The following is a 26,971-nucleotide window of genomic DNA, read 5'->3' as shown; positions in this document are numbered from 1 at the left end:
ACATCACAGCCTGACTACGCGGCCTCATCAAGGCCGAACTCTTCACCCTTCTTATCTTCTTGCTTGCCTTCGTTCTTCTCTTCCCTGGTGACTTCTTCATTGTCGCGATTGTCGCGATGCCATGCGGTCACGGGATCCTTGGCGCATTCAGCAACGTGGCCACCGGAGAGCAACTGGTCCAGGAGTGCGGCCAGACGATACCCGGGCTGGTATTCCATGCAAGCTAGGAAATACTGTCCGGCCCAACTGCCGCGCCCCTTGCACCATTGAATCCAGCCCAAGATGCACAGCACTGGTGCCTTGTCCGCTGTTTGGGTGGCCTGTGCAAGAAACTGCAGGAACGGTTCAGCCCCATCAAGTCTTTCCCAGTCCAGCAAGCAGGGTTCATCACCCTCTACCTTGGGGGCAGTGCCGCCCACCAGGATGTTGCCGAAGTCGTAGGCTGCTCCAGCCATGAGTTCCTCGGTAACCCACCCCATCTGGACTGGCCTTCCAGCGGCTTGGTTGCCACCGTACCAGTTGACTGGAACCACCAGCTCAGCCATATCTGAACCAGTGATGCCCAGTCCTGCCGCCCCGGCAAGGGCGTACTCGGCGGAAGTTGCCAGGAGCACCATGACGGCATCACGGACGCTTCGGTCCGCGAGGCTGGCCAGCAAGAAGGCGCACATGCAAGCGTCTGGTGGTTGGGGCCAGAGTTCAAGGCTGAACTGCCATGCCTGCAAGGTTGCGGTCAATTGCTCCGCACCACAGCCATTCATGGTTAGCGGATCCTTGACCTTCTCACCGAGACCGGCAACCTCGGCTACGAATTCTGGATCGCGCACGGTAGTGAGTTGTGCCACTTGCTCCTTGGGGGCCTCCCCCACCATGCTGCCGCGGAAAATGAACTCGGCATTGACAAAGCTTTCCTTGATGGCGGCGTTGCTCTTCCCGGGCCAGGGACAGCATGTGGCGTCAGTGCATTCAAGCGATCGCCAATGATCGGTGCCCACAAACCAAGCGTCCCGCACTGGGAGCCCCTGCGCTGCAAACTCCTGACGCAGGTGTCTGTAGAGCTTGGCGTGAGGAAATTTCTTGGGTCCGAGCCAGTCGCAGCGGCCAAAAATGGCGATGAGACAGCCGTCCGATTCCGTGTCGCAGGCCAACTGCGTTGCCGCAATGCTGGCAAAGTGGACCGTCTCCCTGCTGGTGGCATCATCGGGGGGAAGGTCCAACCGCATGGTGGCCCGAAGCTTTTTACCCTTCATGGCGATGCATACAATACTGGTCTCTGGCCAGTACCCCACCATATGGGGAATGAATGCCAGGAGGTCCTCACCGGCACTAACTTTGATCTTCTCTGGTTCTGTATTCATGTCCCAAGAGTGCTGCCCTCTCGCCCCGGAATCTAGAGCAATTTCCGTAAAAGGCGATATCTGTGGATAACGGGGGCCTGCATCCGCATGAAGAGGGTCAAAAACTTTCCTAGAGCCGGGCGGTCGTAGTCAGGGCAGCTCAGGGCCCAAGGGCCAGCAGAGCGCAGTCACAGCTGAAATTTATTGCCTTCGCTTAAGCTTTTCAGCGCGCAGCTCATCCCGGTATTGCTGCTGGCGCCGGCGTCTGTCCGAGAGGACATCGCGCAGCGGCAGAATCCCTTCACCCCGGGCGGCCATAGAGCCGCGAATAATACGCCGGGTCCTGATAACGGCGACAATCCCGATACCCAGAACCAGGAACTGGAAGCTGAACGCCACACGGAAGGCATCCAGTGAATACAGGCCCTCGGAAGAAAAGCCCGTTCCGTTCAGCAGGTCAAGCACCAGTCCAACCATGTACATGGTCACCAACGCGGCAAAGAATCCGCCCACGTTCACGATGCCGGTGGCTGTTCCTACCCGGTGGGAGGGGTTGAAGGTCCGCGCGAAATCAAAGCCGATCATTGAGGCAGGCCCGCCCAAGGCTAGGACTAAGACCAGCAGCGCCAACAACCAGAGCGGAGATGGCCCTGCCTGAACCAATACCGCTGCCCACGCCGCGACTATGGCAAAGGAAACGGCGAGCACCATGGTGGATCGTCGCAGCGGATGTTTGCCCACCCAGCTGCCAAGGAAAGGTCCACAGACGATTCCCACCACCACAAACATGCTCAACAAGAGACTCGCAGTGGAGCTATCTAAACCTTGACCGGAGACCAGAAAGGGGTAGCCCCACGTCAGCACAAAGACAGTTCCGGAGAATTGTGTGGCGAAGTGGCTCCACATGCCCAGCCGGGTTCCTGGTTGCCTCCACGCAGTAGCAAGGTCGGCGGCAGTTTCTTTCATGCCATGCCGCACCACGGGTGAGACTGAACCGGCGGGCGCATTTCGCAATAGCGCGGCGGACAAGACACAAGCCAGCACACCCAGCGCCGCAAGCCCCAAAAATCCTTGGCTCCAACCCTGATGGTGCAGCACCCACGCAAACGGGGCAATGCTGATGAGCTGGCCGATCTGGCCTAACTGCCCCGTCAACTGGGTCAGGACCGGAACCCTACGCGAAGGAAACCAGAGAGGGATGAGCCGGATCACGGCAATAAACGTCATGGCGTCGCCTGCGCCGACAAAAACGCGGCCCACTACACCGGCAGGGATGGAGGAAGCGGCCGCCAGTTGCAGCTGCCCCACGGCCATCAACCCGGCACCGGCGGCGATCATGAAGCGTGGACCGAATCGGTCTACGAGCATGCCCACAGGGATTTGCAGCGCCGCGTAAACAACAAGCTGGATGACGGTGAAAGCCGACAAAGCCGCCGCAGTGGCGCCAAAACGGTCGGTAGCTACCAGACCGGCAACACCAAAAGAGGTTCTCTGGGTGATAGCAATCAGATAGGCGAAGACACCGATACCCCAAACCAGCCATGCACGCTTACTATCCACCTGTTTAGCTTATGCCACCTTCAGGCTCGTTCTGGTTCTGGGCGCCGCTGTCACGGCTGGCCAGGTAAGCCTCAACGGCGGCACCGAGCTCATCGGCGTCGGGCAATTCATCGTTATCCCCTGCCAAGAGGGAGCGTCGAGCAACGCCGTCGGTGTGTTCGTCGTAGCGCTGCTCTAGGTTCGTCACGACCGAGGCCACCTCACTGGAGGCCGCCACCTGTTCAGTAATTTGACGTTCCACAGCCCGTCCGGCCTCACGCAGGCGTTCGCTGGGCAGCATCAGCGAGGCTGCTGCGCCCAGGTATTCCAGACCGGCGACGGCGGCGGGCGGGTACTCGGCGTCGGACAGGTAATGCGGGACGTGGATGGCGTAACCCACCACGTTGCGCCCTGCCGCAGCGAGCTTGACCTCAAGCACGTGACCAATCGCGGCCGGAATCTCCATGGTGGCCTTCCACGCCGAAATGCCCTCGATCAGATCCGGACGGTTGCCGTGTACCGTAGCCCCAATCGGGCGGGTGTGCGGCACCGGCATGGGCACCGAATGCACCCAAGCCACCAGATTCACATCGAAGCGTTCCACCAAACCCAAAACGGCATCACTGAACCGCTCCCACTGCAGATCGGGCTCGCTGCCGTTCAAGTACAAGAACGGTGTTCCCAGAGCATCGACCATGCGGTGCAACACTAGCGAGGGAGCTTGGTAGTCGCTGAGCCGGTCTTCGGTGAATGTCACCCGGGGCCGACGTGAACGGTAGTCAACAAGTTGGTCAATATCGAAAATGGCCACGGGCTCGTGGGCCAGATGATCATGCAATTCGCCGGCGATCTGAGTCACCACGTGGCCTGCGTCGGAGAATCCTGTGAAGGCCATGACCAGGTTGACGCCGCTGAGGTCTTCGGCGGCCAGCAACTCCTCATTCAGGGCGTAGAGGGACTCAGGGGCGTGAAACGGGGCGTACTCGAAATTTTTCATGGACTTCCTCAGCAGCTTATGACTCTAAACAGCACAACACCGCAGGCCCCCCGAAACATTCCGCGAACATCTTATGTGGCGCGTAATGCTGCGGACTCTTTGCAGTTCCGTGACGCTAGGACTTTACCTTGAGCGCCTCAACGGACCGAACCCTGCGGTAACGGATGGTGCGCAAGGTGAACCGAAAAAGCAGCCACTTCACTGGCGGTTGACACCAACCGGCAGGCAATCGATTTGCGTTGGGGCTACGATCGAAAGCAGCGACATAGTTCATCAACACCCCACAGTGAGGACAGTAATTCCGTGAGTGCAAAAGAAACCATCAGCTTCCGCGTCATCAACACCGACCTGGCGAAAGCCACCTCCGACGCTCTGGTGATAGCCGTGGCCAAGAGCGCCGACGGCCCCGTCATCCTCGACACGCCACTATCTCCGGCAACCCTCACCTCCTTGAAAGCCTCACTTTCCGCCCTCGGCGTGACAGGTGCAGCCGATCAAATTGTGCGCCTGCCTGGCCTTCCAGACACCGGCGCCAAGATCCTGGTCCTGGCCGGAGTAGGACCGGCCAAGGGCGCCACGGTCAGCGAAGAAGCCCTGCGCCGACTAGCTGGAGCCACTACCCGCCAGCTGGCCGGGACTAATCACGTGGTCTTCGCGGTACCTACGACGGCGGTCACTCACGTTGCCGCTTTGGCCGAGGGTGCCGCTCTGGGCGCCTACCAGTACGCCAGTATGCACACCAACACGGCAGCTAAGCAGGCCCCCGTGTCCAAGGTCACCATCTATTCAACACTGGCTAAAGATCCTGAACTGGCCGCAGCTTTGGAGCGGGCCTCTGTTGTAGCCAAGGCTGTCAACGCGACCCGCACTCTGGTCAATGAGCCGCCGAGTAAGTTGTTTCCGGCGACCTTTGCTGACGCGGCACGCGAACTGTCTAAGGGCTTGCCCGTCAAGGTCACCGTCTTCGATGAGAAGAAACTGCTCAAGGACGGCTGGGGCGGCATCATGGGTGTGGGCCAAGGCTCCTCTCGCCCTCCGCGCATGGTCAAGGTTGAGTACAAGTCCGAGCGTGCCGTAGCCAGCCTTGCCCTGGTGGGCAAGGGCATCACTTTCGATAGCGGTGGAATTTCGATCAAGCCCGGCGCCGGCATGGTCACCATGAAGTGTGACATGGCCGGGGCCGCCGCCGTACTCAACACGGTTTTGGCAGTCGCCGCGCTGGGGCTGCCGGTCAACGTCACCGGTTGGCTCTGTATTGCCGAAAACATGCCTTCCGGCACGGCAATCCGGCCCTCCGATGTCCTCACGATCCTTGGCGGCAAGACTGTGGAAGTGCTCAACACCGATGCCGAAGGTCGTTTGGTCATGGCCGATGGCCTCGTCGCCGCCTCCGCCGAATTCCCGGATGTGATCATCGATGTCGCTACCCTGACCGGCGCCCAAGTGGTGGCCCTGGGCCACCGCACCGCAGGTGTCATGGGCGATGAAGGCGTCAGCGCCGCACTGAAGGCTGCCGCTGATCGGGCCGGCGAACTGGTGTGGCCCATGCCGTTGCCGGAAGAACTGCGTCCTTCATTGGACTCGCCGGTGGCCGACATGGCGAACATTGGCGAACGGATGGGCGGCATGATGACCGCTGCCGTCTTCCTGCAGGAGTTCATCGGCAAGGGTAAGGATGGGGAAACCATCCCCTGGGCTCACCTCGACATCGCTGGCCCTGCCTTCAACGAAGGCGCACCGTACGGTTACACCCCCAAGCAGGGAACCGGAATGGCTGTCCGGACCTTGGTGAGCTACGTGGAAGACGTCGTGGCTCGCAGCGCCTAAGTTTTTTTCAGTCACCCCATCCTGCACCACCTCCACCGTCACAGCGGAAGTGAGTATGACCACATTCGCCATAGTGTGACAGCTGTGACGGTGCAGGGTGGGACAACTGACGTAAGGTAAATCCTGAAAGTATTTGTCTTTGACTTCGAAGAAGTCTGGGACGTTCCCAAAGAACTCTCAGACTTCTTTCAATAAATGATGAGATGACGCGACAAAGTGTGCGCGTCACCCGAACGCGAGGGAGCGTCTAAGTGGCCGAACAGGCAGCTGGGCAAGAATTCGATATTTTGGTTCTCGGCGGTGGCAGCGGCGGTTACGCAACTGCTCTGCGCGCAGTCCAATTGGGCATGACCGTTGGTCTTGTGGAGAAGGGCAAGTTGGGTGGCACCTGCCTGCACAACGGCTGTATCCCCACCAAGGCGCTGCTGCACGCAGCTGAGGTCGCTGATCACGCACGTGAAGGCGCCTCCATTGGTGTCAACAGCCAGCTCAACAGCATTGACCTGGTGGGCGTGAACAAGTACAAGGACGGCATCATTGCCGGCAAGTACAAGGGATTGCAGGGTCTCATCAAGGGCAAGGGCGTCACGGTCATCGAAGGTGAAGGCCGCCTGACCGCAGCTAACACCATCACCGTGAACGGCGTGAACTACACCGGCAAGAACATTGTTCTGGCCACTGGTTCATACTCCCGCAGCCTGCCCGGCTTGGAAATTGGTGGCAAGGTCATCACCTCAGACGAGGCACTGAGCATGACTGAACTGCCCAAGAGCGCAATCGTGCTCGGTGGCGGCGTCATCGGCGTCGAATTTGCTTCCGTTTGGAAGTCCTTCGGCGTAGAGGTCACCATCATCGAAGGCATGGCCTCACTGGTTCCCAACGAAGATGCCGCCATCATCAAGGTGCTTGAGCGCACCTTCCGTAAGCGTGGCATCAAGTTCAACACCGGTACCTTCTTCCAGGGCGTTGAGCAGAACAACGACGGCGTCAAGGCCACCTTGGTTGATGGCAAGACGTTCGAAGCTGACCTCATGCTCGTTGCTGTTGGCCGTGGCCCGTCCACCGCCGGCATGGGCTTTGAAGAAGCTGGCGTCACGATCGACCGCGGCTTCGTCATCACCAATGAGCGCCTCCACACCGGCGTTGGCAATATCTACGCAGTAGGCGACATTGTCCCCGGCGTTCAGTTGGCTCACCGCGGCTTCCAGCAGGGCATCTTTGTTGCTGAGGAAATTGCTGGCTTGAACCCGGTCATCGTCGAAGACATCAACATCCCCAAGGTCACCTTCTGTGACCCGGAGATTGCTTCCGTTGGTTTGAACGAGAAGCAGGCCAAGGAAAAGTTCGGCGACAGCAATGTCGAGACCACCGAGTACAACCTCGCTGGAAACGGCAAGAGCGCCATCCTGGGCACCGGCGGCATCATCAAGTTCGTCCGCGAAAAGGATGGCCCCGTGGTGGGTGTTCACATGATCGGCAGCCACATTGGCGAGCAGATTGGTGAAGCACAGCTCATCGTGAACTGGGAAGCCTACCCCGAGGACATCGCGGGTCTGATTCATGCACACCCCACGCAGAACGAAGCTTTGGGAGAAGCGGCAATGGCTTTGGCCGGACGCCCGCTCCACGGCTAGCAACAAAAAATGGTGCACCCGGCGTTCGCGCCGGGTGCACTAAGCTACAAATACGACCTATTTCTAAGAATTTCAGGGCCCTGCAGCATCGTGCAGGCCCAGACAAATGCAGCGCATTAGAAGGAGAACGGGGACGAAATGTCTGAATCCGTGAACTTGCCCGCCTTGGGTGAAAGCGTCACCGAAGGAACCGTCACACGATGGCTCAAGCAGGTTGGGGAACGCGTCGAAGTAGACGAGCCCTTGCTGGAAGTATCCACCGACAAGGTTGACACCGAGATCCCGTCGCCCTTCGCTGGCATTCTGGAAGAGATCCTCGTTCCCGAGGACGAGACCGCTGAAGTTGGCGCCACTTTGGCCCGCATCGGCACCGGCGAAGCAGGCAGCGCGCAAGCGCCTGCAGCCGCTGAGGCTCCGGCCGAGCCGGCTGCTGCACCTGCTGCTCCGGCCGAGCCGGCTGCTGCACCTGCTGCTCCTGCCGAAGCACCCGCAGCCGCACCGGCTGAATCAGCCGCTCCTGCTGGCGATGCCCACGAACTGGTTCTGCCGGCTCTCGGTGAGTCCGTCACCGAAGGTACCGTCACCCGCTGGCTCAAGGCCGTTGGCGACTCCATCGAGGTCGACGAGCCGCTACTGGAGGTTTCCACCGACAAGGTTGACACCGAGATCCCCTCCCCCGTGGCTGGTGTCTTGCTGGAAATCCGTGTCCCTGAAGACGAGACCGCTGAAGTAGGTGGCGTGCTGGCACTGATCGGCGCCGCTGGCGCAGCCGCTCCGGCTCCGGCCGCTGCTCCTGCTCCTGTTGCCGAAGCTGCAGCTCCCGTTGCTGCTCCGGCCCCGGTCGCCACCCCCGCTCCGGCTGCACCTACTGCCGCACCGGCCGCTCCGGCTCCCGTCGCTGCCCCTGCAGCTCCGGCCGCCGCACCTGCTGCTCCCGCGGCCGCTGCATCGGGAACAGAGTCCAACTACGTGACTCCCCTGGTTCGCAAGTTGGCCAAGCAGCACAACGTTGACATCGCCACCGTCACCGGTTCCGGTGTTGGTGGACGCATCCGCAAGGAAGATGTTGTCGCTGCCGCAGAAGCCGCCAAGGCTGCTGCAGCCCCGGCCCCGAGCGCATCCGCCGCTCCCGCTGCCAAGGCTGCCGCCGCCGTCGTACCGTCTTCATTGCGCGGCACCACTGTCAAGGCACCTCGCATCCGTCAGGTCATCGCCCGCCGCATGCGCGAGTCGCTGGAAGCTTCCACGCAGCTCACGCAGGTTCACGAGATCGACATGACGCGCATCGTCAAGCTGCGCGCCAAGGCCAAGAACCAGTTCCAGGCCACGAACGGCACCAAGCTGACCTACCTGCCCTTCATTGCCAAGGCAGTCACCGAAGCGCTCAAGGTGCACCCCTCGGTCAACGGTGAATACAACGAGGAAACTCAGCAGATCACCTACCATAACGCCGAGCACCTTGCGATCGCTGTGGACACCGATAAGGGCCTGCTGGTTCCTGTCATCTCCAACGCAGGCGATCTGAACCTTGCTGGCCTGGCCGGCAAGATCGCCGATGTTGCCGCACGCACCCGCAGCGGCAAGATCGGTCCGGACGAGCTCTCCGGTGGCACGTTCTCCATCACGAACATCGGTTCCGTTGGCGCCCTGTTCGACACCCCCATCATCAACCAGCCCAACGTTGCCATCCTGGGCACCGGAGCGATCGTCAAGCGCGCCGTGGTTGTTGCTGACGCTGACGGCAATGACAGCATCGCCATCCGTCACATGATGTACCTGTGCCTGACGTACGATCATCGCCTGGTGGACGGCGCGGACGCCGGCCGCTTCCTGCAGACCTTGAAGGCTCGCCTGGAAGAGGGCGCATTTGCGGCTGACCTGGGCCTTTAACACGTTCCTTTTATGAATGTTCGACGGCGGCCGGCGGCTTGGATTTTTCAAGTCGCCGGCCGCTGTTGTTGTGTCGGGCGGCGCTGTATGCCTGTCATGTTTTTGCCGCCGTGTCATATTTGCCACATAAGGCAGCCCTTGATAGACACTGTGTCAGTAAATTGCATAAGCTGGGGTCATGGACTTTTTACGCTTAGTGCTCGTGTTTTTGCATATTCTCGGTGCCGCTGCGATCGTTGGCGGTTGGCTAGCTGCGTTCAAGACGCCGACCGTGACTCAGTGGCAGTGGATTGGGGCGTTGACGCAGCTCATCACCGGAATTTTGCTGGTTGGCCTGGCCTCCATGGGAGATGGTGATGGCCCCAACAACACTAAGGTGGCCGTCAAGCTGATCATCGCCCTAGTTGTTGCTGTGGCAGCCTTCATTGGCCGCCGCAAGGCCAAGAACAACGAGGACGTCCCCAAGGGTCTGGCGCACGCAGTGGGTGGCATGGCGTTCATCAACATCGCTGTCGCTGTTTTCTGGGTCTAATCTTCACGCTTAAGTACGGCGCCTTTCGCCGTGAGCGCAGTTTCTTCACTGTTCTCACTGTGAAAGGCGCCGTGCGGCATTTAAAGCAATAGGGTGGAGGTGGATGTTCAGATGAATCCATCTGAACCCGTGGATTTGAATACACCTCAAGGAGTTAACATGGCAGCAACTCGTAACGCCCATGCAGGCTGGGTCGGCGACCTTCCCACAGGCAAGGGTCAAGTCACCTTGGACAGTTCAGAACTGGGCACCTTTGACATCACGTGGAGGGCTCGCACCGAAGCCTCCGAGGGCAAGACCAGCCCAGAAGAACTCATCGCCGCAGCACACTCATCGTGCTTTGCCATGGCCTTCTCGCATGAGCTGGCTGGCGCAGGCTTCGCCGCTGACTATGTCAACACCAGCGCCGCCGTCACGTTCGTCCCCGGCACCGGCATCACCGGCAGCCACCTGACGCTCGCAACGAAAATCCCGGGCATCACCCAGGAACAGTTCGACACCATTGCCAACGGCGCCAAGGCAGGCTGCCCCGTGTCAGCCGCACTGGCCGGCGTCGAGATCACCCTCGAGGCAACGCTGGAGGCATAAGCACCTCCCAGAACCACAGAACCTGAAGAGTAAAGGCATGGGCGGTAACTGCTATGGCGGTTGCCGCCCATACTTATGCCCGGCAAGTCTTCAGCGATGACGTCCTGCCGCACCTTACCCGTGCTGTACTTTATTGCCACTAGGCGTCACCGTTCATTGACCACCTCGGCAGGCAAGGGTGCGGCCTCGAGAACTTGCTGGATCTGCCAGCGGGAATCCACTCTGATGAGGAGAATGGTCAGCTCTTGGCGTTGCTCCGAAGGATAATTATGCACCAACAAACCATCAGCATCCTGTTCTGCAAAGGAACTTGTGAGGATAGTTGCCTGCAGGGTTGCTGTGCCGTTCCCGTCCACATCACCGCCAGCTAATGGAGACGCACTCGCGCTCCTGTGGACCTGCTCTACCGCAAACTCCAATCCCGTAAATCCATGTCCGTTGGCCGACAAGGCAGTCACAATAGCCGTATCTGCTGCCAACGCCGGCGAACCCTTCCCATTGATGTGGTCCAGCAGGCCCTGATCTACGTGGGACAGCGCAAAAGATCTGGCCCAGGCCAACGACCGAAAGGCTACCTCCGGTTCTGGCGCGAGCAGTCCCTGCTGGATTTCAGAGGGAAGCGCCCCAGCCCAGGGCAGTGACGCTCCATTGCTTTCTAGGGCTGGAAGTTCTCGTGCGGGAGCCGCCGATGACACTCCCTGGTGAAGCACTTCCGCTCCGTCAACGATTGGAGCAAGCCGCCCTCCGTTCATCACCACGACCCCTACTACGGCCGCTGCCAGTCCCAGCAGCGCTAACACCCACGCCACTGCCCGTCCCCGCGCTCGATCCCGCGCTCGGTCCCGGCTTTGTCCCCGCGCTCGGTCCCGTTCCCCGTCCCGGACACTGCCGGGGACGCGTGACGCTCCGGGCCCGCTTCTCGGTGCAACCCTCCGACCAGCCGCGGTAGCTTGGGTGCCAGATGGGATCCCCAACCGGGGTGGCGCCTCGGCGTTCCCCCATAGTGAATCGAGGCTCTTGATCTTCCTGCGACGAGAAAACCAGTGAGCACTCTTCATTGGCTCCCCATCGGCAAGACCGGCACCGCGTCGCCCCAGAACTCTAAGCCTCCTGCCATGCAGCGCCCGGCTAGGTGCTTTTCTTTTAACGTTCACAGCGCGCCGGGTGGGTAATTCTGGGAGCACACTGGGGTGCACGGCATGCGCTAACATCACAGATTCCGCTTTGGCACTTCGATACACCGCCTGGGCAAAAGCCGCGGCCGTGGGACGTTGCACGGGGTCTTCCTGCAACCCCGCTTCCAGGGCAGCCACCAGCTCGCCCGGAACAGTGGGAACCAGACTGGACAGTGGCGGACGATCCCTGGTTGGCGGAGGGGTCCGGCCGGTCAAAGCAAACCAGCCCACGGCGGAGAGCGCATACACGTCGGAGGCTTCATTCCGCTGCCCATCGGAGGGACAAAAATACCCGGGTGTCCCAGCTGGCTGCTCCGCCGCTTGACCCAACACCCGGCTAAAGCCAAAGTCCGCCAGGAAGGGCTTTCCGCTCGCGCTGAGCAAAACGTTACCGCTAGAAACATCGCCATGGATAGCTCCACGTCCATGCAAAAACGCCAATACCTGACCCATCGGCGTCAGGATGGTCACCACCTCCCCTACAGACAGCGGGCCGCGTGCCCGCACAATTTGGCTCAAGGAACCACCTGCCGCGAACTCCATGATCAAAACCAGTGAGCCGTTACTATCAGCCACGAGCCGGTGCATCGGAATGAGGTGTTCGTGTTTGAACTGTGCCAGTAGCCGCCATTCTTGCGTGATTTGGCTCTCATTGTGACGACCGGATTCGCTGGTGTGAGCTCCTCGTACGAGGGCCGCTTCAGTGGACAGGAACTTTGCCGCCACTGGGGCGGAACCATCATGCGCGGACATGAGCCACACCTGACACTGCGATCCACCGCCCAAACAGCGCACGGGGTCATAACCAGATATGCGGGGAGGCCGTTCCGGAATCTGTGGCTTGACGGGTTTGGCGATGGAGTCCATACATAAGTAGTAGTCCTCTTTCGAATTTCCTGCTCGAAGTTATCCACAGGGCTGCGCGTCATGAAGAATTCTGATTTAGGCGAATTTGCATCGTCCTCTAAAGTGACCACTATGAGTGTTGAGTTCACCGAAATTGGATTAGCCCCAAATTTTATTGACTACGCCAGTGCCTGGGATCTGCAGCGTAGCGTCCATGACGGCGTCGTTGCAGGCAACGTGCCAAACACGGCGCTGCTCTTGGAACATGCGCCGGTGTACACAGCCGGGAAACGGACCGAGGAGCATGAACGTCCCTTCGACGGCACCCCTGTGATCAATGTTGATCGCGGTGGCAAGCTCACCTGGCACGGCCCAGGCCAGCTCGTGATGTACCCGATCGTTCGCTTGGCCGATGCCCACAGCATCCGCGCTTATGTCCACGCCCTCGAGGACATCATCATCGAGGTTTTAGCTCATTTCACGATCGATGGCGTACGCGTCGAGGGACGCGCTGGTATCTGGCTTCTAGCAGATAACAAAGGCCCCACACGGAAAATTGCTGCGATCGGCATCCGCGTCCATGACGGAGTCACGATGCATGGCATTGCCATCAATGCCAACAACAGCCTTGAACCGTACAACCAGATCATCGCCTGCGGAATTCAGGACGCCGGCACCACCACAATGGCGGCCGAGACTGGCGAGGACATCACGCCCCGGGACCTGCTTTCCCATGTGCAGCTGGCCACTGAAAAATTCTTAGCACCACTTATCACCGAATTTGCGCCCCATGAGGCCACAACCGCCGATGCCGTTGACACGGCGCGGCCAGAAGGAGCATTGCCGTGACGTTGGCACCTGAGGGACGGAAGTTGTTGCGGATTGAGCAGCGTAATGCTGCGGTTCCGGTTGAGCGTAAGCCGGAGTGGATGAAGACGAAGGTCGAGATGGGGCCGGAGTTCATCGCGATGAAGAATCTGGTTAAGGGCCAGGGCCTGCACACGGTGTGTGAAGAGGCCGGGTGTCCGAACATTTTTGAGTGCTGGGAAGACCGTGAGGCCACGTTCCTCATTGGTGGCTCCGAGTGCACGCGCCGCTGTGATTTCTGCCAGATCGATACGGGCAAGCCTTCCCCGATTGACATGTTTGAGCCCACGAAGGTGGCCCGCTCAGTGGTGAAGATGAATCTGCGCTACGCCACGGTCACGGGTGTGGCTCGTGATGACCTGGCCGATGAGGGTGTGTGGTTGTACGCCGAAACGGTCCGGAAGATTCATGAATTGAACCCGAACACGGGTGTGGAATTGTTGATCCCGGACTTCTCGGGCAAGCCTGAACACATCACCGCGATCTGTGACTCCAAGCCTGAGGTGTTCGCGCATAATGTGGAGACCGTGCCGCGGATCTTCAAGCGCATCCGTCCGGCGTTCCGGTACGAGCGTTCCTTGGATGTGTTGACGCAGGGCCGGGATCAGGGCATGGTCACCAAGTCCAACCTGATCCTGGGGATGGGTGAGACGCGGGAGGAAATCTCGGTCGCGTTGCAGGATCTTCATGATGCTGGCACGGACCTGATCACCATCACCCAGTACTTGCGTCCTTCCGAGCGTCACCTTCCGGTGGATCGTTGGGTCAAGCCGCAGGAGTTCATGGAACTCTCCCAAGAAGCAGAGGAGATCGGCTTCCTGGGTGTCATGTCCGGACCGCTGGTGCGTTCTTCGTACCGTGCCGGTCGTCTCTGGGCCACTGCCATGCGCAAGAAGGGCTTGGACATTCCCGAACACCTCGCCCACATCGCTGAAGGTATCGAAGATTCCGGCCACACCCGCCAAGAAGCCGCCTCCCTGCTAGCCGCACAATAATTCCGTCAGAACCCGCTAGAATTGAATCACTATGGCCAAAACAGACTCCGCATCCAGTAGCACCGACGACACCAAGCGCTCCTTGTTCTCGCGCAAGCCCAAGGCTGAGAAGCCGAAAAAGAACAAGAAGCCCAGCCGCGTCAAGCAAATGGTGGACATCTTTAAGATGACCCGTAAGCATGACCCGATGGTTACTTGGCTGATGATTGGCGCATTCTTGCTGCCCATCGCCATCGCCCTCGGCATCGGTCTCTGGTTGGATAACTGGATCACCGGCTTGCTGATCGGTATTCCTTTGGGCTTGCTGTGTGCGCTATTGATCATGTCTCGTCGGGCCGAGCGTGCTGCTTACTCCCAGATTGAGGGCAAGGCTGGTGCCGCCGGTGCCGCGCTGAGCTCGCTGAAGAAGGGCTGGATCTTTGACGAACAGCCCGCCTCCGTGAACCCACGCACACAGGACGTTGTCTTCCGCGCCATTGGCAAGCCCGGCATCGTGCTGGTCACCGAAGGCCCTACTAACAGGGTCAAGGGTCTGGTCGATGCAGAACGACGCCGGCTGAGCCGCATCCTGCCCAATGTCACCATCACGGTGCTCGAAAGCGGACGCGGTGAAGGCCAGGTCCCCATTGCCCAGATCACCAAGAAGATGGGCAAGCTCAAGAAGGAACTGACCAAGGTTGAGGTCAGCGCCGTCAACAAGCGCATCACCTCGATGGGCAACAAGCTGCCCATCCCCAAGGGCATCGATCCGTACAAGGCTCGTCCTGACCGCAAGGCCTCACGCGGACGGTAAGTCAGTGCACATGTGAACTAGCAGTAAAACCAAGAAAGGGCCCGGCAGGATCAACTCCTGCCGGGCCCTTTCGTATCTGCCAAACCCTATCTGCCAAACTCACCCATCGCCATCGATCCGTGAGCTAAGGCTGTTTAGAACCTGCTAAGCAGCCTTAGCTCACGGATCGATGAAGTCAGCAGCGATGAAGTCAGGCGCGATGAAGTGATGAAGTGAAGTGCGGAGCCATGAAGGTAGCGTGTCGGTGAATGGAACAAAAGATCACGGTGACACGCCGAATCAGCGACGAATTAAAATTGACTTGATGGCCCGGTCGTGGAGTCCACGATGATCGGCGTCGACGATGATGACGGGGATCACCAAGCACACCAAGAGGGAGCGAATCACGCCGTCGAGCAAACTTGGCTGCCTGCCGTTGAGCTGAACCACCTCGATCCCCATGATTCGGTGACCCACGCTGTAACCCAGCATGCCTACCAGAAGCATTTGTTCGATCGCAAAAATAGCTAGAATAGCGTTCGGATTACCCCCGAAGAAGGCAGCCGCGATCAGATATGACAGCCCCCAGTCGATGCAGATGGCAAGGATGCGCCGCCCTGCTCGGGCCATTGATCCGGGGCCAGATTCAGGCTGCCCCAAACGCTCGCCCGGGAATTTGGATATATTAGAAGTGTCCGGCCCACTGAGCCATGAACCTATGTCTTTACGATCTACCACCCCTCCAGCCTACCGTTGCCGGGAAAAAGCCGGGCATCGGGCATCGCCAGACGGGTTGTAACATGCCGGAAACATTTCTGACACTGTTGAGTAATGGCGTGGTTCTAGGCTTATGCCAGTTAGACATGCACCACGGTCGCACCAAGCCGGCCAAAACCCCCAGCGCCAAGGAGCGTAGATGTTCAAGAACGCCGAAGAAGTACTCCAGTTCATCAAAGATGAAGACGTCAAGTTCGTCGACATCCGATTCACCGACCTGCCAGGAGTCCAGCAGCACTTCAATGTCCCGGCCAAGACCGTCGACCTTGACTTCTTCGTCAACGGCCAGCTGTTCGATGGCTCCTCCATCCGCGGGTTCCAGGGCATCGCCGAGTCGGATATGCAGCTGATCCCGGATCCCAAGACGGCATTCGTCGACGCTTTCCGCAAGGAAAAGACCCTGGCGTTGAACTTCTCCATCGTCAACCCGCGCACCGGGGACCCCTACCACCGCGATCCTCGCGGCGTGGCCGAAAAGGCCGAGGCCTACTTGGCTTCCACCGGCATTGCCGACACCGCCTTCTTCGGCGCCGAAGCCGAGTTCTTTGTCTTCGACAACATTCAGTACGAATCTTCCCCTCAGGGCTCCTTCTATAAGATCGACTCCGAAGAGGCCTACTGGAACACCGGGCGCAAGGAAGAAGGCGGCAACCTCGGCTACAAGACCCCTCAGAAGGGCGGCTACTTCCCGGTTGCCCCGATTGACCACCAGGCCGATCTGCGCGATGCCATGTGCCTTGAAATGGATGCAGTCGGCCTTGAGGTCGAGCGCTCCCACCACGAAGTTGGCGCGGCCGGTCAGGCAGAGATCAACTACAAGTTCAACACGCTCACACACGCGGCCGATGACATGCAGAAGTTCAAGTACGTCATCAAGAACACCGCCTGGGCCTGGGGTAAGTCAGTGACGTTCATGCCCAAGCCCGTCTTCGGCGACAACGGTTCCGGCATGCACTGCCACCAGTCACTGTGGACCGGCGGAGACCCGCTGTTCTACGACGAGAAGGGCTACGCAGGACTCTCTGACATGGCCCGCTGGTACATTGGCGGTCTGCTCAAGCACGCCGACGCCGTACTGGCTTTCACCAACCCGACGGTGAACTCCTACCGCCGTTTGGTCAAGGGCTTCGAAGCTCCCGTGAACATGGTCTACTCGCAGGGTAACCGCTCCGCCGGTATCCGCATCCCGATCACCGGTTCCAACCCGAAGGCCAAGCGCCTCGAGTTCCGCGCACCGGACCCCTCTTCCAACCCCTACTTGGCCTTCGCAGCTCAGCTGATGGCCGGCCTTGACGGCATCAAGAACCGGATCGAACCCCCGGCCCCCATCGACAAGGACCTCTACGAGCTGCCCCCGGAAGAGGCCAAGGACATCCCGAAGGCTCCGGAATCACTCGACGAGGCACTGATTGCCCTCGAAAACGACAACGAGTTCCTGCAGGCCGGCGGCGTCTTCACCCAGGACCTGATCGACACCTGGATCGAGTACAAGCGCGAGAACGAAATCAAGCCGCTGCAGCTGCGCCCGAACCCCTACGAGTTCGAGCTCTATTACGGCTGCTAGTCCCCACTCCCCGGATCCTGATAGACCGCTGAAGCGATGTATCAGGATCTGGGGCGTGTGGGCCCAACGCGTCAGCGTGTGCCCACCATCTGGACAAGCCACTCTTTAACTACTGCGGGGCCGGAACATTATGTTCCGGCCCCGCAGTAGTTAAACTCTGGTTCAAAAACTCATTGAGTTAGTTGCCGAAAACGTCCTTGGCAGCGTCCTTGACGTGCTCGCCGGCCTGCTTTGCCTTCGCAGCGGCCTGATCGGCTGCGCCCTCGGCCTGAAGCTTCTCGTTGTTCACAGCATCGCCAACGGCTTCCTTGGTCTTGCCAGTCATTTCCTGTGCCTTGTTGCTGATCTTATCTCCGAGTCCCATGAGGACCTCCTTCAATATGAATCCAACGGGTTACGTTTTTCACGCTACAAACATAAGCTGAGTGTTTCCTGAGAACCGCGACTACCGATGTACCACAAGCATCCATGCCCTAGAAGATGGACCAACCGGTCTTGGCAGTGAATTCATCCAGCGCCGCTATACCGGCCACGGAGTTACCGTTGGGACCCAGCGCCGGACCCCACACCGAGACAGAACAGCGGCCCGGGACGATGGCGACGATGCCACCACCTACACCGCTCTTACCCGGCAGACCCACCCGGTAGGCGAACTCCCCCGCAGCATCGTACGTACCGCAAGTGAGCATCACCGCGTTCACGCGCTTGCTCTGATTAGGACTCAAGAACGGTGACCCACCCGCTGCGACTCCGTGGCGGGCCAAGAAGAGCGAGGCTTTGGCCAGGTCCTCACAGCTCATCGCCAGGGCACACTGCTTGAAATAGCTCTCTAGCACCTCGTCAACAGGATTCTCGAGGTTCCCGTAGCTAGCCAAGAGATGCGCCATGGACGCGTTGCGATGACCGTGATCAGCCTCAGACTTTGCCACTTCCGCGTCAATATCAATGGTGGGGTTGCCAGACTCCAGACGCAGTAGACCACGAATGGAGGCTGCCGCGTCCCCCGTCAGTGTCAACAACCTGTCCGTAACCACCAGCGCACCGGCGTTGATGAACGGATTCCGGGGAATGCCACCGTCTGCCTCCAACTGCAGCATGGAGTTGAAGGGCGTTCCCGACGGTTCCCGGAAAACGCGCTTCCAGATTGAGTCGTAATCGTAAGACATGACCAAAGCAAGCGAGAATACCTTCGAAATACTCTGAATGGAAAACGACTTCTGCCAGTCCCCCGCCCCATAGACCTCACCGTCGGCCATGGCCACGCAAATGCCAAACTGTCTCGGGTCGACCTCACCCAAACTAGGAATGTACCCGGCCACTGAGCCCTGTCCGCTCAAGGGCGTCACATGCTCAACGATCTCATCCAGGATCCCCTGCATATCCTCCACCCGCGCTCCCAACTGTCGTGCCGCCGTCGTACTTCTGAGAAAAAATGTGCTCAAGGAAAAAGGGCGGCAGCTTCATAGCCGCCGCCCTTCCCACTGATAAAGCTAGAGAACCTTGGCGAGGAACTCTTGGAGTCGCGGCTGCTGCGCGTTGGTGAAGATGGCCTCCGGGGTGCCCTCTTCACAGATGTAGCCGGCGTCCATGAAGATCACACGGTCGGCTACCTCACGGGCGAAGCCCATCTCGTGCGTGACCACAACCATGGTCATGCCCTCGGCGGCGAGGTCGCGGATAACCTGCAACACCTCGCCCACCATCTCGGGGTCAAGGGCGCTGGTGGCCTCGTCAAAGAGCATGATGCCGGGGTTCATGGCCAGCGCGCGGGCAATGGCCACACGCTGCTTCTGACCACCCGAGAGCGACGCCGGACGGGCATCGGCCTTTTCCTCCAGGCCCACGCGCTTGAGCAGTTCCATACCCTTGGCTCGGGCACCAGCCTTGTCCAGTTTCTTCAGCTCAACCGGAGCCAACATGATGTTCTGGAGCACCGTCATGTGCGGGAACAAGTTGAAGTGCTGGAACACCATGCCAATGTTTTGGCGCACGGCGTTCAGATCCACCTTTGCATCGGTGAGGTCGAAGCCGTTGACGGTGACCGTTCCGGCGGTGATGTCCTCGAGCTTGTTCAGGCAGCGCAGGAACGTGGATTTACCCGAACCCGAGGGCCCAATGACACACACGACCTCGCCCTCGGCAACGTCCACGTCAAGGCCCTTGAGAACCTCATTGGAGCCGAAGGTTTTCTTCAGGTCGCGGACACTGATTTTCGCTTTTTTCACTTTTGCACTGGTTTCGCTCATTTGTTGAACTTCCTGTCAAGGACGTTGGAAAGCTGGGTCAAGATGGAGATCACGATGAAGTACAACGCCGCCACGATCAACAGTGTTTCACCCGTACGGAAGTTGGACGCGTAAATCTGCTGGCCTTGGTAGGTCAATTCCGCGAAGCCAATAACGGCCAGCAAGGAGGTGTCCTTCAAGGTGATGACGAACTGGTTGATGAACGACGGCGTCATGATCTTTACCGCTTGCGGCACCACTACACGGCGCATGGAGGTGACGTAGCTCAGGCCCAGGCTGCGGCTGGCTTCGAGCTGGCCGGTGTCCACGGACTGAATGCCGCCACGGACAATTTCAGTCATGTAGGCACCAGCGTTAAGGCTCAAGGTGATCACACCGGCGGTGAGGACGTCGAGCGGCTGACCCGTCATCTGCGGCAGACCGAAGTAGAAGAAGAACGCCTGAACCAGCAAGGGGGTGCCACGGAAGATGGCCACATAGGTGCTGGCAATCCCGCGTAGAAGCTTGTTTTCGGCGACCTTGAAGAAACCGAAGATGACGCCCAAGACAAGGGCGATAGCCAGTGAAAGGACGGTGGCGACCATGGTCAGCCAGAGGCCCTTCATGAGTGCGGGGAAGCTGTCCTTCACGAGCTGGAAGAAGCTTCCTTGCTCGACAGTTTCGGTCTTGGCTAGGTACTTATCCAGGATCGCGTCGTACTCGCCGTTGGCCTTGAGCTCAGCCAAACCGGTGTCAAAGGCGGCCAGCAGTTCTGCGTTCTGCCCCTTGTTGACGGCGAAGCCGTAGGAGCTACCCTGTTCCTTGTCGGTGACAATTTTCAGGCCGTTGTTCTGGCTCACGCCGTAGGCAAGCACCGGGTAATCGTCAAACACAGCAACCGAGTTGCCAGCCTTGACGTCGTCGTACATGGTGGCCGAATCGGCAAGGGCCTTAACCGTGAAACCGTACTCCGCCTTGATGGAGTTGGCGAAGGTTTCGCCTTCACTGCCGCGCTTGGCGGTGACGGTCCTGCCCTTGAGGTCGGCGTAGGTCTTGATCTCTTGATCGTTCTTAGCCACGGCCATTTGTACGCCGGAGTCAAAGTACGGGGCGGAGAAATCGAAGATGTTCTTGCGCTCATCGGTGATGGACATACCAGCGATGACCCCTGCCACCTGGTTTGACTGCAGAGCCTGCAGTGCCGCGTCAAAGCCGAGTGACTTGATGTCCACTTCGAAGCCCTGGTTCTTGGCGATGGCCTGGATCAAGTCCATATCAATGCCAACGAGGTTTCCGCTGCTATCGCGGAATTCGAATGGGGCAAAGGTGGTGTCCGTGGCAATCGCGAACTTCTTGCCGTTCACATCGGCGTGCTGAACTACGGAGTTCACGGAGGCCGGGCTGGGCACACTCAACGCTGAGGCGCCACCGATCCCGAACAACATGAACAAAACGGTAAAAAGGGCGGCGAGGGCGGCAAATTTGCCGCCACTGCGCCGCCGTAGGGGTGAAAGCCTGAGCATAGATTTCCCTCGCAACGGTGTCGCGCCCCTCTCGGGGCGTTTGAAGTACCTCTCGACGGTACAGCTTTTAGTCCAAGGATGCGAGATCAGTCACGATTGTGTATCAGTTCCAGCCGCAGAGCACCAATTCCAGATCACTCATTACGGCTCCAAGGCGGCTCCAAGGCGGCTCCAGGGCGGCTCCAATTAGCCGTAATACAGCCGCTCAAAAACCGCTCGGGCCCTGCGCGTCAGGCCAAGATAATCTTCCTCGAAGGCAGCAGCCTGGCCAGGTTCATAGCCGCACCATCGGGCCACCGCTTCCAAGTCATGCCGGGCAGACGGCAGTAGATCAGAATTCTTCCCCGTCCACATGACATTGGCGTTGCGGATTTTTCCAGCGAGGCGCCACGCGCCCTCCAAGACGGCTGCATCTTCATCCTCAACAAGCCCCAAGACGCGGGCTGCTTCCAGCGCTGGCAGTGTCTGAGTGGTCCTCAACGACTCATGTTCATGGGCGTGTTGGAGCTGCCAGAACTGCACCAACCACTCGACGTCGCTGAGCCCACCACGACCCAACTTCACGTGCCGAGCAGGATCGGCTCCGCGGGGCAGCCGTTCACCTTCCATGCGGGCCTTAATCCGTTTGATCTCGCGTTGATCCTCTTCGGAAAGTCTGACCGGGTAGCGAACCGGATCTGCCATGGCCACGAAATCCTCGGCTAGCTTGTCAGAGCCGGCGAGGGGACGTGCTCGCAGCAGGGCCTGTGCCTCCCACGCCGAAGACCAGCGGCTGTAGTACTCGGTGTAAGCATCCAGCGAACGGACCAGCGGCCCGTTGCGGCCTTCAGGGCGCAAGTCCGCATCAATGCTCAGGACACGTTCTGCCTGGATGGCTGGGCGGACCGGGGAGGTAAGCAGCGAGGTCAATTTCTGCACAATGGCCTTGGCCTGCTGATTCGCAGCATCCATGAGCTCATCGGCCAGGCCCGGTACCGGCTGGTGCACAAAGAGCACATCTGCGTCGGAGCCGTAGCCAATCTCTCGCCCACCTTGGCGCCCCATGGCCACCACAAGCACGTTGGTGAGCGGTTGGGAGTCCGCGTAGACGGCTGTCTCAGCGATCATCAGCGCACCCAGGACCGCGGCCCGATCGGCGTCGCTGAGGGCCTCCGAGACTTGGTCTTGTTCCAGCAGGCCCGAACTGTCGGCAATGCCAATGCGCAGAATCTCGCGCTGCCGCAGCAGACGCAGCAACCGAATCGCGTCACCGGAGTCACTATGGCGGCCCAATTTCGAGCGAATTTCCGTCCACTGAGCTTCAAAGCTCAACGGAACCAATTCCCGTGAGTTGCCCAACCAGGCAGTCGCCTCCGGGGAAACCTCTAACAAGTCACTGACCAACCGTGAACTTGAGAGCAGATGACACAGTCGTTCGGCTGCGGCTTGGTGGTCACGCAGCATGCCCAAGTACCAGTGGGAGGTGCCTAAAGCGTCACTGACGCGGCGGAAGGCGAGGAGTCCGGCGTCGGGGTCTACACCGTCAGCCAGCCAGCCGAGCAGGACAGGCAAGAGTTGGCGCTGCAGGGCAGCACGACGACTAACCCCCGCGGTGAGGGCTTCAATATGGCGCACGGCTCCAGCCGTATCCCGGTATCCGAGCGCGGCCAAACGCGCCCGGGCGGCGTCGGAGGTCAGAGCGGCATCCGCCGCGCTGAGATTAGCGGCCGTCGCCAGGATGGGGCGGTAGAAAATTTGTTCGTGCAGGGACCGTACAGATCGTTTGACCTTGCTCCAGTCGGCCTCGAGGGAATCGGCGCTGGGCCGCTTCATGCTCAAGGGCCCCTCCAAGGCTCTGGCGAGGGCTCGTAACTGCTCCGGCGCCGTTGGCATGGTGTGCGTGCGGCGCATCTGCACCAGCTGGATTCGGTGTTCAAGTACGCGCAAATACGTGTAGTGATTGAGTAGCAGCGCGGCATCGGTGCGGCCAATGTAGCCGGCCATGGTCAGCGCCTCGATCGCGTCCGTAGTGGCTCGCAACCGGACCGTGGGGTCAGTTTTCCCATGCACCAATTGCAAAAGCTGAACAGTAAATTCAACGTCACGCAGGCCGCCCTTGCCCAGTTTAATCTGGCGCTCGGCATCGGCGTCACGGATGCTCGCTGTCACGCGCCGGCGCATGGCCTGCACGGACTCTACAAAGCCGTCCCGTTCGGAGGAGTTCCAAATCAGAGGCTCCACAGCCTTCTCAAAATCCTGCCCCAGCGATCGATCCCCGGCAATGGCACGAGCCTTCAGCAGAGCCTGAAACTCCCAGCTTTGCGCCCATCGGTGATAGTAGGCCAAGTAGGAATCGAGCGTGCGCACCAGCTGACCATCTTTACCTTCGGGACGCAGATTGGCATCAACTTCCCACAGGCCAGGCTCCCTTTCGGGGGCATAGATGGTGCGAGAAATGGCTCCCGCCAAGGCATTGCCTATCCGAACAGCCTCGCCCTCATCCAAGCTGACGGCAGTGCTAGCGGCGGCCACTCTAGTGGCAGGGCCGCCGGCGGCACCTTCGGCACCTTCACCGGCGTCGGGCGCGTTCTGACTCTCAGGCAACGGCTCGGGCTCACTGTCCAGAGCCACCACGTACATGACGTCGACGTCGGAAATATAGTTCAGTTCCCGGGCCCCGCATTTACCCATCCCCAACACGGCTAGGCGCAACGCGGCAACTTTTTCCACCCCCATGCTCGCGCCAACTTCGCACCGAGCCACGGCCAGGGCGCCGTCAAGGGCGGCAGCGGCCAAATCGGCCAGCTCAGCACCGACCTGCGGCATCGCCGCCATGGGCGAGGGCGCAGCCAAGTCGCGTAACGCCAGCTCGCACAGATGCCTGCGGTATTGGGTGCGAAGCGCGATCCGCGCCTCGGTGCCGGTCACCGCCGCCACGGGACGGTTCGACGCCGGGTCCGCACCCACCGCGCGCAGCAGCGAGGCGCGCAGTTCCTCAGCTCCAGAGATTGCTGGACTGGACGCAGCCCCCGGATCCACCACCTCCAGATGCTCCGGGTGGCGCATCAAGAATTCTGCCAACGCCTCTGAGGCACCCAACAACCTAAACAGCGAATCGTTAGAGACCCGTGCACCCGTTTTTGGATCCGTTATCGCCAGCAGGCCCCGGCTGGCTGGAACTGCGCTCAGCAGGCGCACCAGCGATTGCAGGGCCATGTCCGGGTTGTCGGCAATGGCCAAGGCATCGAGCAACTCGGCTTGGTCCACGTCTGCAAGTTCGGTGAAACCTAGGAACCTCTCACAGGTTTCAAGGTCGGAGAAGCCACGGGAGATCAGGGTGCGCGTCAGGGAGCTCATAGCAGTTGGTTAGAGCACCCCCAGGTAGCGGTTGATTTCATAGGGTGTGACTTGGAGGCGGTATTCCTGCCACTCGGCGCGCTTGTTGCGGAGGAAGTTTTCAAACACCTGCTCGCCCAGGATCTCGGGCATGAACTCGGATTCTTCCATTTGACGCACGGCATCGTGGAGGCTGGAGGGTAGCGGATCGTGGCCCATCAGGCGGCGTTCTGCACTGGTCAGCGCGCTGATGTCCTCCACGGCTGCCGCGGGAAGTTCATAGCCTTCTTCAATGCCTTTGAGCCCGGCGCCGAGCAGCACCGCGTAGGCAAGGTACGGGTTGGCTGCCGAGTCGATGCCCCGGTATTCCAGCCGTGCGGCTTGGCCCTTACCCGGCTTGTACAGCGGCACCCGCATGAGAGCCGAGCGGTTGTTGTGACCCCAGGACACGTAGCTGGGGGCCTCTCCCCCACCCCAAAGGCGCTTGTAGGAGTTGACGAACTGGTTGGTCACGGCGGTGAATTCCGGCGCGTGCTTCAAGATTCCGGCCATGAACTGGCGGGCCGTTTGGGACAACTGGAATTCGGCGCTGGGATCGTAGAAAGCGTTCGTGTCGCCTTCAAAGAGGGAAAAGTGGGTGTGCATGCCGGAGCCGGGGTGGTCGGAGAACGGCTTCGGCATGAACGTGGCGTAGGTGCCCTGCTGGATGGCAACTTCCCGGATCACAGTGCGGAACGTCATGATGTTATCGGCAGTCTGCAACGCATCGGCGTAGCGCAGATCGATCTCATTCTGGCCGGGGCCGCCTTCGTGGTGGCTGAACTCGACGGAGATTCCCACGTCTTCGAGCATGGTGACAGCTGTGCGCCGGAAGTCCTGGGCAACGCCACCTGGGACGTGGTCAAAGTAGCCGGCCTGGTCCACGGGGACGGGAATGCCATCAGGTCCGGGCCGGTCAGACTTCAGTAGGTAGAACTCAATCTCAGGGTGGGTGTAGCACGTGAAGCCCATGTCAGAGGCTTTGGCCAAAGTGCGCTTGAGGACGTTGCGCGGATCGGCTGCGGATGGTTCGCCGTCGGGGGTGAGCACATCACAGAACATGCGTGAGGTCTGTTCCGATTTCCCGTTTCCACGCCACGGCAGGATCTGGAAGGTGGAGGGGTCCGGCTGCGCCAGCATGTCCGACTCAAAGATTCGTGCCAAGCCTTCGATGGCTGAGCCGTCAAAACCCAAGCCCTCTTCAAAGGCGCCTTCCACTTCGGCCGGGGCCAACGCCACTGATTTAAGGCTGCCCACCACGTCAGTGAACCACAGGCGCACAAACCGGACATCGCGCTCTTCAATGGTGCGCAGCACAAATTCCTGTTGACGGTTCATGTACGGGCCTCTTCCTATGACATCAACACCCCTGGCTCCATTTGAGGGCAGGCGGTGGACGGGATTGCGGCAGGTGTAGTGCCTGCAGAGTTCACTCTACTAACTAGTGTGGCGCGCTGTGCCCAACCCGCGCGTCGAATCGTAATAAGCTGGTGCCTATGTCACCCACAAGCAACCCTGACTCCCCCGTGTCCGCAGAGATCGCGGCCCCCTACGGTTCTGGCGCAGCTGCCCGGAGCGCAGCCATTGGCGGCGTTCCAGCCACTGCGGCCAAGGTCCGAACCCACCACCTGCTCGCGGCAAAACAGGCGGACCAAAAATTCGCCATGTTGACTGCCTATGACCAGTACACGGCACAAATTTTTGACGAAGCTGGCATTGAAGTGCTGCTCGTGGGCGACTCCGCCTCGAACAACGTCCTGGGCAACGAGACCTCTCTGCCCATAACGCTCGATGAGATGATCATCTTCTCCCGCGCCGTAACGGCCGGTGCTAAGCGTGCCTTGGTCGTGGCGGATCTTCCCTTCGGCAGCTACGAACAGTCCCCCGAACAGGCCATCGCCTCCTCGGTGCGCCTCATGAAGGAAGGTCTGGTGCACGCCGTCAAGATGGAAGGCGGCGCCTACTACGCTCCCACCGTGCGTGCCCTGACCCAGGCTGGCGTGCCGGTCATGGCGCACATAGGTTTCACCCCGCAGAGCGAACACATGCTGGGTGGCTACCGGGTTCAGGGCCGGGGCGAGATGGCCCAGACCATGATTGACGACGCCGTTGCCTTGGCTGAGGCCGGCGCGTTCTGTGTGTTGATGGAAATGGTCCCAGCCGACACGGCAGCCGCCGTGGAAGCCGCAGTTTCCGTGCCCACCATTGGTATTGGTGCAGGAAACTCCACCACGGGTCAGGTTTTGGTGTGGCAGGACATGGCCGGACTGCGCACCGGCAAGATGGCCAAGTTCGTCAAGCAGTACGCCCAGATACGCACTATTTTGGCCGATGCCGCCCGTGAATATGGTGAGGAAGTCCGTTCCGGCGTCTTCCCGGGGCCAGAGCACACCTTCTAGGCGGTCTGCACTCACGGACTCGGGTTTATGCGCACGGCGCCGAGCTACAGGTACGTATAAACACACTCGACTTTAATTATGCGGAGCTGGATGCGGCAGGGTTGCGGTGGAATGAAAGTATCGCAAGCCG

General features: G+C 60.0%; 21 protein-coding genes. 10 read left to right on the top strand and 11 right to left on the bottom strand.

Annotation, left to right across the window (positions count from 1 at the left end; translation table 11 throughout):
* Positions 1-14: 14 nt before the first annotated feature.
* The 3 genes from AB0O97_RS11390 to AB0O97_RS11380 form a co-directional block, all read right to left on the bottom strand.
* Positions 15-1,358, bottom strand: coding sequence for a DUF4192 domain-containing protein (locus tag AB0O97_RS11390; RefSeq protein ID WP_363882587.1), 1,344 nt, complete (start codon positions 1,356-1,358; stop codon positions 15-17).
* A 180-nt stretch (positions 1,359-1,538) separates the two neighbouring features.
* Entirely contained in the window at positions 1,539-2,897 is a 1,359-nt protein-coding gene (locus tag AB0O97_RS11385; protein ID WP_363841387.1) for an MFS transporter, read from the bottom strand.
* 4 nt (positions 2,898-2,901) lie between these two features.
* Entirely contained in the window at positions 2,902-3,873 is a 972-nt protein-coding gene (locus AB0O97_RS11380; RefSeq protein WP_363841390.1) for a PAC2 family protein, read from the bottom strand.
* Positions 3,874-4,176: 303 nt separating this feature from the next.
* On the opposite strand from AB0O97_RS11380, the gene AB0O97_RS11375 reads away from it, so the two are divergent.
* From AB0O97_RS11375 to AB0O97_RS11355, 5 genes are all read left to right on the top strand, one after another.
* Positions 4,177-5,700 carry a leucyl aminopeptidase gene (locus tag AB0O97_RS11375; RefSeq protein ID WP_363882584.1) on the top strand — a complete coding sequence of 508 codons (1,524 nt, stop codon included), beginning with the start codon at positions 4,177-4,179 and terminating at the stop codon, positions 5,698-5,700.
* A gap of 251 nt (positions 5,701-5,951) precedes the next feature.
* A complete protein-coding gene (gene lpdA, locus AB0O97_RS11370) occupies positions 5,952-7,334 on the top strand; it encodes a dihydrolipoyl dehydrogenase (RefSeq protein ID WP_363841396.1) in 1,383 nt (460 codons plus the stop codon).
* Between the two features lie 138 nt (positions 7,335-7,472).
* The gene (sucB, locus tag AB0O97_RS11365; RefSeq protein ID WP_363882581.1) at positions 7,473-9,224 is read left to right on the top strand and encodes a 2-oxoglutarate dehydrogenase, E2 component, dihydrolipoamide succinyltransferase; all 1,752 of its coding nucleotides are present in this window, start codon (positions 7,473-7,475) and stop codon (positions 9,222-9,224) included.
* Between the two features lie 178 nt (positions 9,225-9,402).
* Positions 9,403-9,756: a hypothetical protein gene (locus tag AB0O97_RS11360; protein ID WP_363882578.1), complete on the top strand. Its 354-nt coding sequence runs from the start codon at positions 9,403-9,405 to the stop codon at positions 9,754-9,756.
* A gap of 159 nt (positions 9,757-9,915) precedes the next feature.
* A complete protein-coding gene (locus AB0O97_RS11355; RefSeq protein ID WP_363841405.1) occupies positions 9,916-10,344 on the top strand; it encodes an OsmC family peroxiredoxin in 429 nt (142 codons plus the stop codon).
* A gap of 146 nt (positions 10,345-10,490) precedes the next feature.
* Here AB0O97_RS11355 and AB0O97_RS11350 read toward each other — a convergent pair whose 3' ends face one another.
* Positions 10,491-12,386, bottom strand: coding sequence for a serine/threonine-protein kinase (locus AB0O97_RS11350; RefSeq protein WP_363882575.1), 1,896 nt, complete (start codon positions 12,384-12,386; stop codon positions 10,491-10,493).
* A 60-nt stretch (positions 12,387-12,446) separates the two neighbouring features.
* Between AB0O97_RS11350 and lipB the strand changes: the two genes are divergently transcribed.
* The 3 genes from lipB to AB0O97_RS11335 are packed head-to-tail and all read left to right on the top strand — an operon-like array spanning position 12,447 to position 15,020.
* Positions 12,447-13,214, top strand: a complete 768-nt coding sequence (gene lipB, locus AB0O97_RS11345; RefSeq protein WP_363841411.1) for a lipoyl(octanoyl) transferase LipB — start codon at positions 12,447-12,449, stop codon at positions 13,212-13,214.
* Positions 13,211-14,227: a lipoyl synthase gene (lipA, locus tag AB0O97_RS11340; protein ID WP_363882572.1), complete on the top strand. Its 1,017-nt coding sequence runs from the start codon at positions 13,211-13,213 to the stop codon at positions 14,225-14,227. The genes lipB and lipA overlap by 4 nt, the downstream gene beginning before the upstream one ends.
* A 31-nt stretch (positions 14,228-14,258) precedes the next feature.
* Positions 14,259-15,020 carry a DUF4191 domain-containing protein gene (locus AB0O97_RS11335; RefSeq protein ID WP_363844529.1) on the top strand — a complete coding sequence of 254 codons (762 nt, stop codon included), beginning with the start codon at positions 14,259-14,261 and terminating at the stop codon, positions 15,018-15,020.
* Positions 15,021-15,299: 279 nt separating this feature from the next.
* Here the strand turns inward: AB0O97_RS11335 and AB0O97_RS11330 are convergent, their stop codons facing one another.
* Complete coding sequence (locus tag AB0O97_RS11330) at positions 15,300-15,737, bottom strand: RDD family protein (RefSeq protein ID WP_363844526.1); 438 nt, start codon at positions 15,735-15,737, stop codon at positions 15,300-15,302.
* 178 nt (positions 15,738-15,915) lie between these two features.
* On the opposite strand from AB0O97_RS11330, the gene glnA (AB0O97_RS11325) reads away from it, so the two are divergent.
* Positions 15,916-17,340, top strand: a complete 1,425-nt coding sequence (glnA, locus tag AB0O97_RS11325) for a type I glutamate--ammonia ligase (RefSeq protein WP_363844523.1) — start codon at positions 15,916-15,918, stop codon at positions 17,338-17,340.
* Positions 17,341-17,518: 178 nt separating this feature from the next.
* Here glnA (AB0O97_RS11325) and AB0O97_RS11320 read toward each other — a convergent pair whose 3' ends face one another.
* The 6 genes from AB0O97_RS11320 to glnA (AB0O97_RS11295) form a co-directional block, all read right to left on the bottom strand.
* Positions 17,519-17,704, bottom strand: a complete 186-nt coding sequence (locus tag AB0O97_RS11320; RefSeq protein WP_363882569.1) for a CsbD family protein — start codon at positions 17,702-17,704, stop codon at positions 17,519-17,521.
* A gap of 109 nt (positions 17,705-17,813) precedes the next feature.
* Positions 17,814-18,719 carry a glutaminase gene (locus tag AB0O97_RS11315; RefSeq protein WP_363844541.1) on the bottom strand — a complete coding sequence of 302 codons (906 nt, stop codon included), beginning with the start codon at positions 18,717-18,719 and terminating at the stop codon, positions 17,814-17,816.
* 111 nt (positions 18,720-18,830) lie between these two features.
* On the bottom strand, positions 18,831-19,586 hold the full coding sequence (locus AB0O97_RS11310; protein ID WP_363882566.1) for an amino acid ABC transporter ATP-binding protein: 756 nt from the start codon (positions 19,584-19,586) through the stop codon (positions 18,831-18,833).
* Positions 19,583-21,010: an amino acid ABC transporter substrate-binding protein/permease gene (locus AB0O97_RS11305; RefSeq protein WP_363882563.1), complete on the bottom strand. Its 1,428-nt coding sequence runs from the start codon at positions 21,008-21,010 to the stop codon at positions 19,583-19,585. Before AB0O97_RS11305 ends, AB0O97_RS11310 begins: the two co-directional genes overlap by 4 nt.
* Positions 21,011-21,274: 264 nt before the next feature.
* Positions 21,275-24,424: a bifunctional [glutamine synthetase] adenylyltransferase/[glutamine synthetase]-adenylyl-L-tyrosine phosphorylase gene (locus tag AB0O97_RS11300; RefSeq protein WP_363882560.1), complete on the bottom strand. Its 3,150-nt coding sequence runs from the start codon at positions 24,422-24,424 to the stop codon at positions 21,275-21,277.
* A gap of 9 nt (positions 24,425-24,433) precedes the next feature.
* Positions 24,434-25,780 (bottom strand): type I glutamate--ammonia ligase, encoded by a 1,347-nt coding sequence (gene glnA / locus AB0O97_RS11295; RefSeq protein WP_363882557.1) that lies wholly within the window; start codon positions 25,778-25,780, stop codon positions 24,434-24,436.
* 158 nt (positions 25,781-25,938) lie between these two features.
* Here glnA (AB0O97_RS11295) and panB point away from each other — a divergent pair, with 158 nt between their 5' ends.
* Positions 25,939-26,841 carry a 3-methyl-2-oxobutanoate hydroxymethyltransferase gene (gene panB / locus AB0O97_RS11290; protein ID WP_363882554.1) on the top strand — a complete coding sequence of 301 codons (903 nt, stop codon included), beginning with the start codon at positions 25,939-25,941 and terminating at the stop codon, positions 26,839-26,841.
* Positions 26,842-26,971: the final 130 nt, after the last annotated feature.

Source organism: Specibacter sp. NPDC078692 (genome assembly GCF_040686835.1).
Classification (GTDB): domain Bacteria; phylum Actinomycetota; class Actinomycetes; order Actinomycetales; family Micrococcaceae; genus Specibacter.
This window is presented reverse-complemented; position numbering and strand designations above follow the sequence as displayed.

Excerpts from the sequence above, each read along its gene's own strand:
- AB0O97_RS11390 (WP_363882587.1), bottom strand. The coding sequence starts at position 1,358 with ATGAATACAGAACCAGAGAAGATCAAAGTTAGTGCCGGTGAGGACCTC.
- AB0O97_RS11380 (WP_363841390.1), bottom strand. The coding sequence starts at position 3,873 with ATGAAAAATTTCGAGTACGCCCCGTTTCACGCCCCTGAGTCCCTCTAC.
- sucB (WP_363882581.1), top strand. The coding sequence starts at position 7,473 with ATGTCTGAATCCGTGAACTTGCCCGCCTTGGGTGAAAGCGTCACCGAA.
- AB0O97_RS11360 (WP_363882578.1), top strand. The coding sequence starts at position 9,403 with ATGGACTTTTTACGCTTAGTGCTCGTGTTTTTGCATATTCTCGGTGCC.
- AB0O97_RS11355 (WP_363841405.1), top strand. The coding sequence starts at position 9,916 with ATGGCAGCAACTCGTAACGCCCATGCAGGCTGGGTCGGCGACCTTCCC.
- AB0O97_RS11350 (WP_363882575.1), bottom strand. The coding sequence starts at position 12,386 with ATGGACTCCATCGCCAAACCCGTCAAGCCACAGATTCCGGAACGGCCT.
- lipB (WP_363841411.1), top strand. The coding sequence starts at position 12,447 with ATGAAGAATTCTGATTTAGGCGAATTTGCATCGTCCTCTAAAGTGACC.
- AB0O97_RS11335 (WP_363844529.1), top strand. The coding sequence starts at position 14,259 with ATGGCCAAAACAGACTCCGCATCCAGTAGCACCGACGACACCAAGCGC.
- glnA (WP_363844523.1), top strand. The coding sequence starts at position 15,916 with ATGTTCAAGAACGCCGAAGAAGTACTCCAGTTCATCAAAGATGAAGAC.
- AB0O97_RS11320 (WP_363882569.1), bottom strand. The coding sequence starts at position 17,704 with ATGGGACTCGGAGATAAGATCAGCAACAAGGCACAGGAAATGACTGGC.
- AB0O97_RS11315 (WP_363844541.1), bottom strand. The coding sequence starts at position 18,719 with ATGCAGGGGATCCTGGATGAGATCGTTGAGCATGTGACGCCCTTGAGC.
- AB0O97_RS11310 (WP_363882566.1), bottom strand. The coding sequence starts at position 19,586 with ATGAGCGAAACCAGTGCAAAAGTGAAAAAAGCGAAAATCAGTGTCCGC.
- AB0O97_RS11305 (WP_363882563.1), bottom strand. The coding sequence starts at position 21,010 with ATGTTGTTCGGGATCGGTGGCGCCTCAGCGTTGAGTGTGCCCAGCCCG.
- AB0O97_RS11300 (WP_363882560.1), bottom strand. The coding sequence starts at position 24,424 with ATGAGCTCCCTGACGCGCACCCTGATCTCCCGTGGCTTCTCCGACCTT.
- glnA (WP_363882557.1), bottom strand. The coding sequence starts at position 25,780 with ATGAACCGTCAACAGGAATTTGTGCTGCGCACCATTGAAGAGCGCGAT.
- panB (WP_363882554.1), top strand. The coding sequence starts at position 25,939 with ATGTCACCCACAAGCAACCCTGACTCCCCCGTGTCCGCAGAGATCGCG.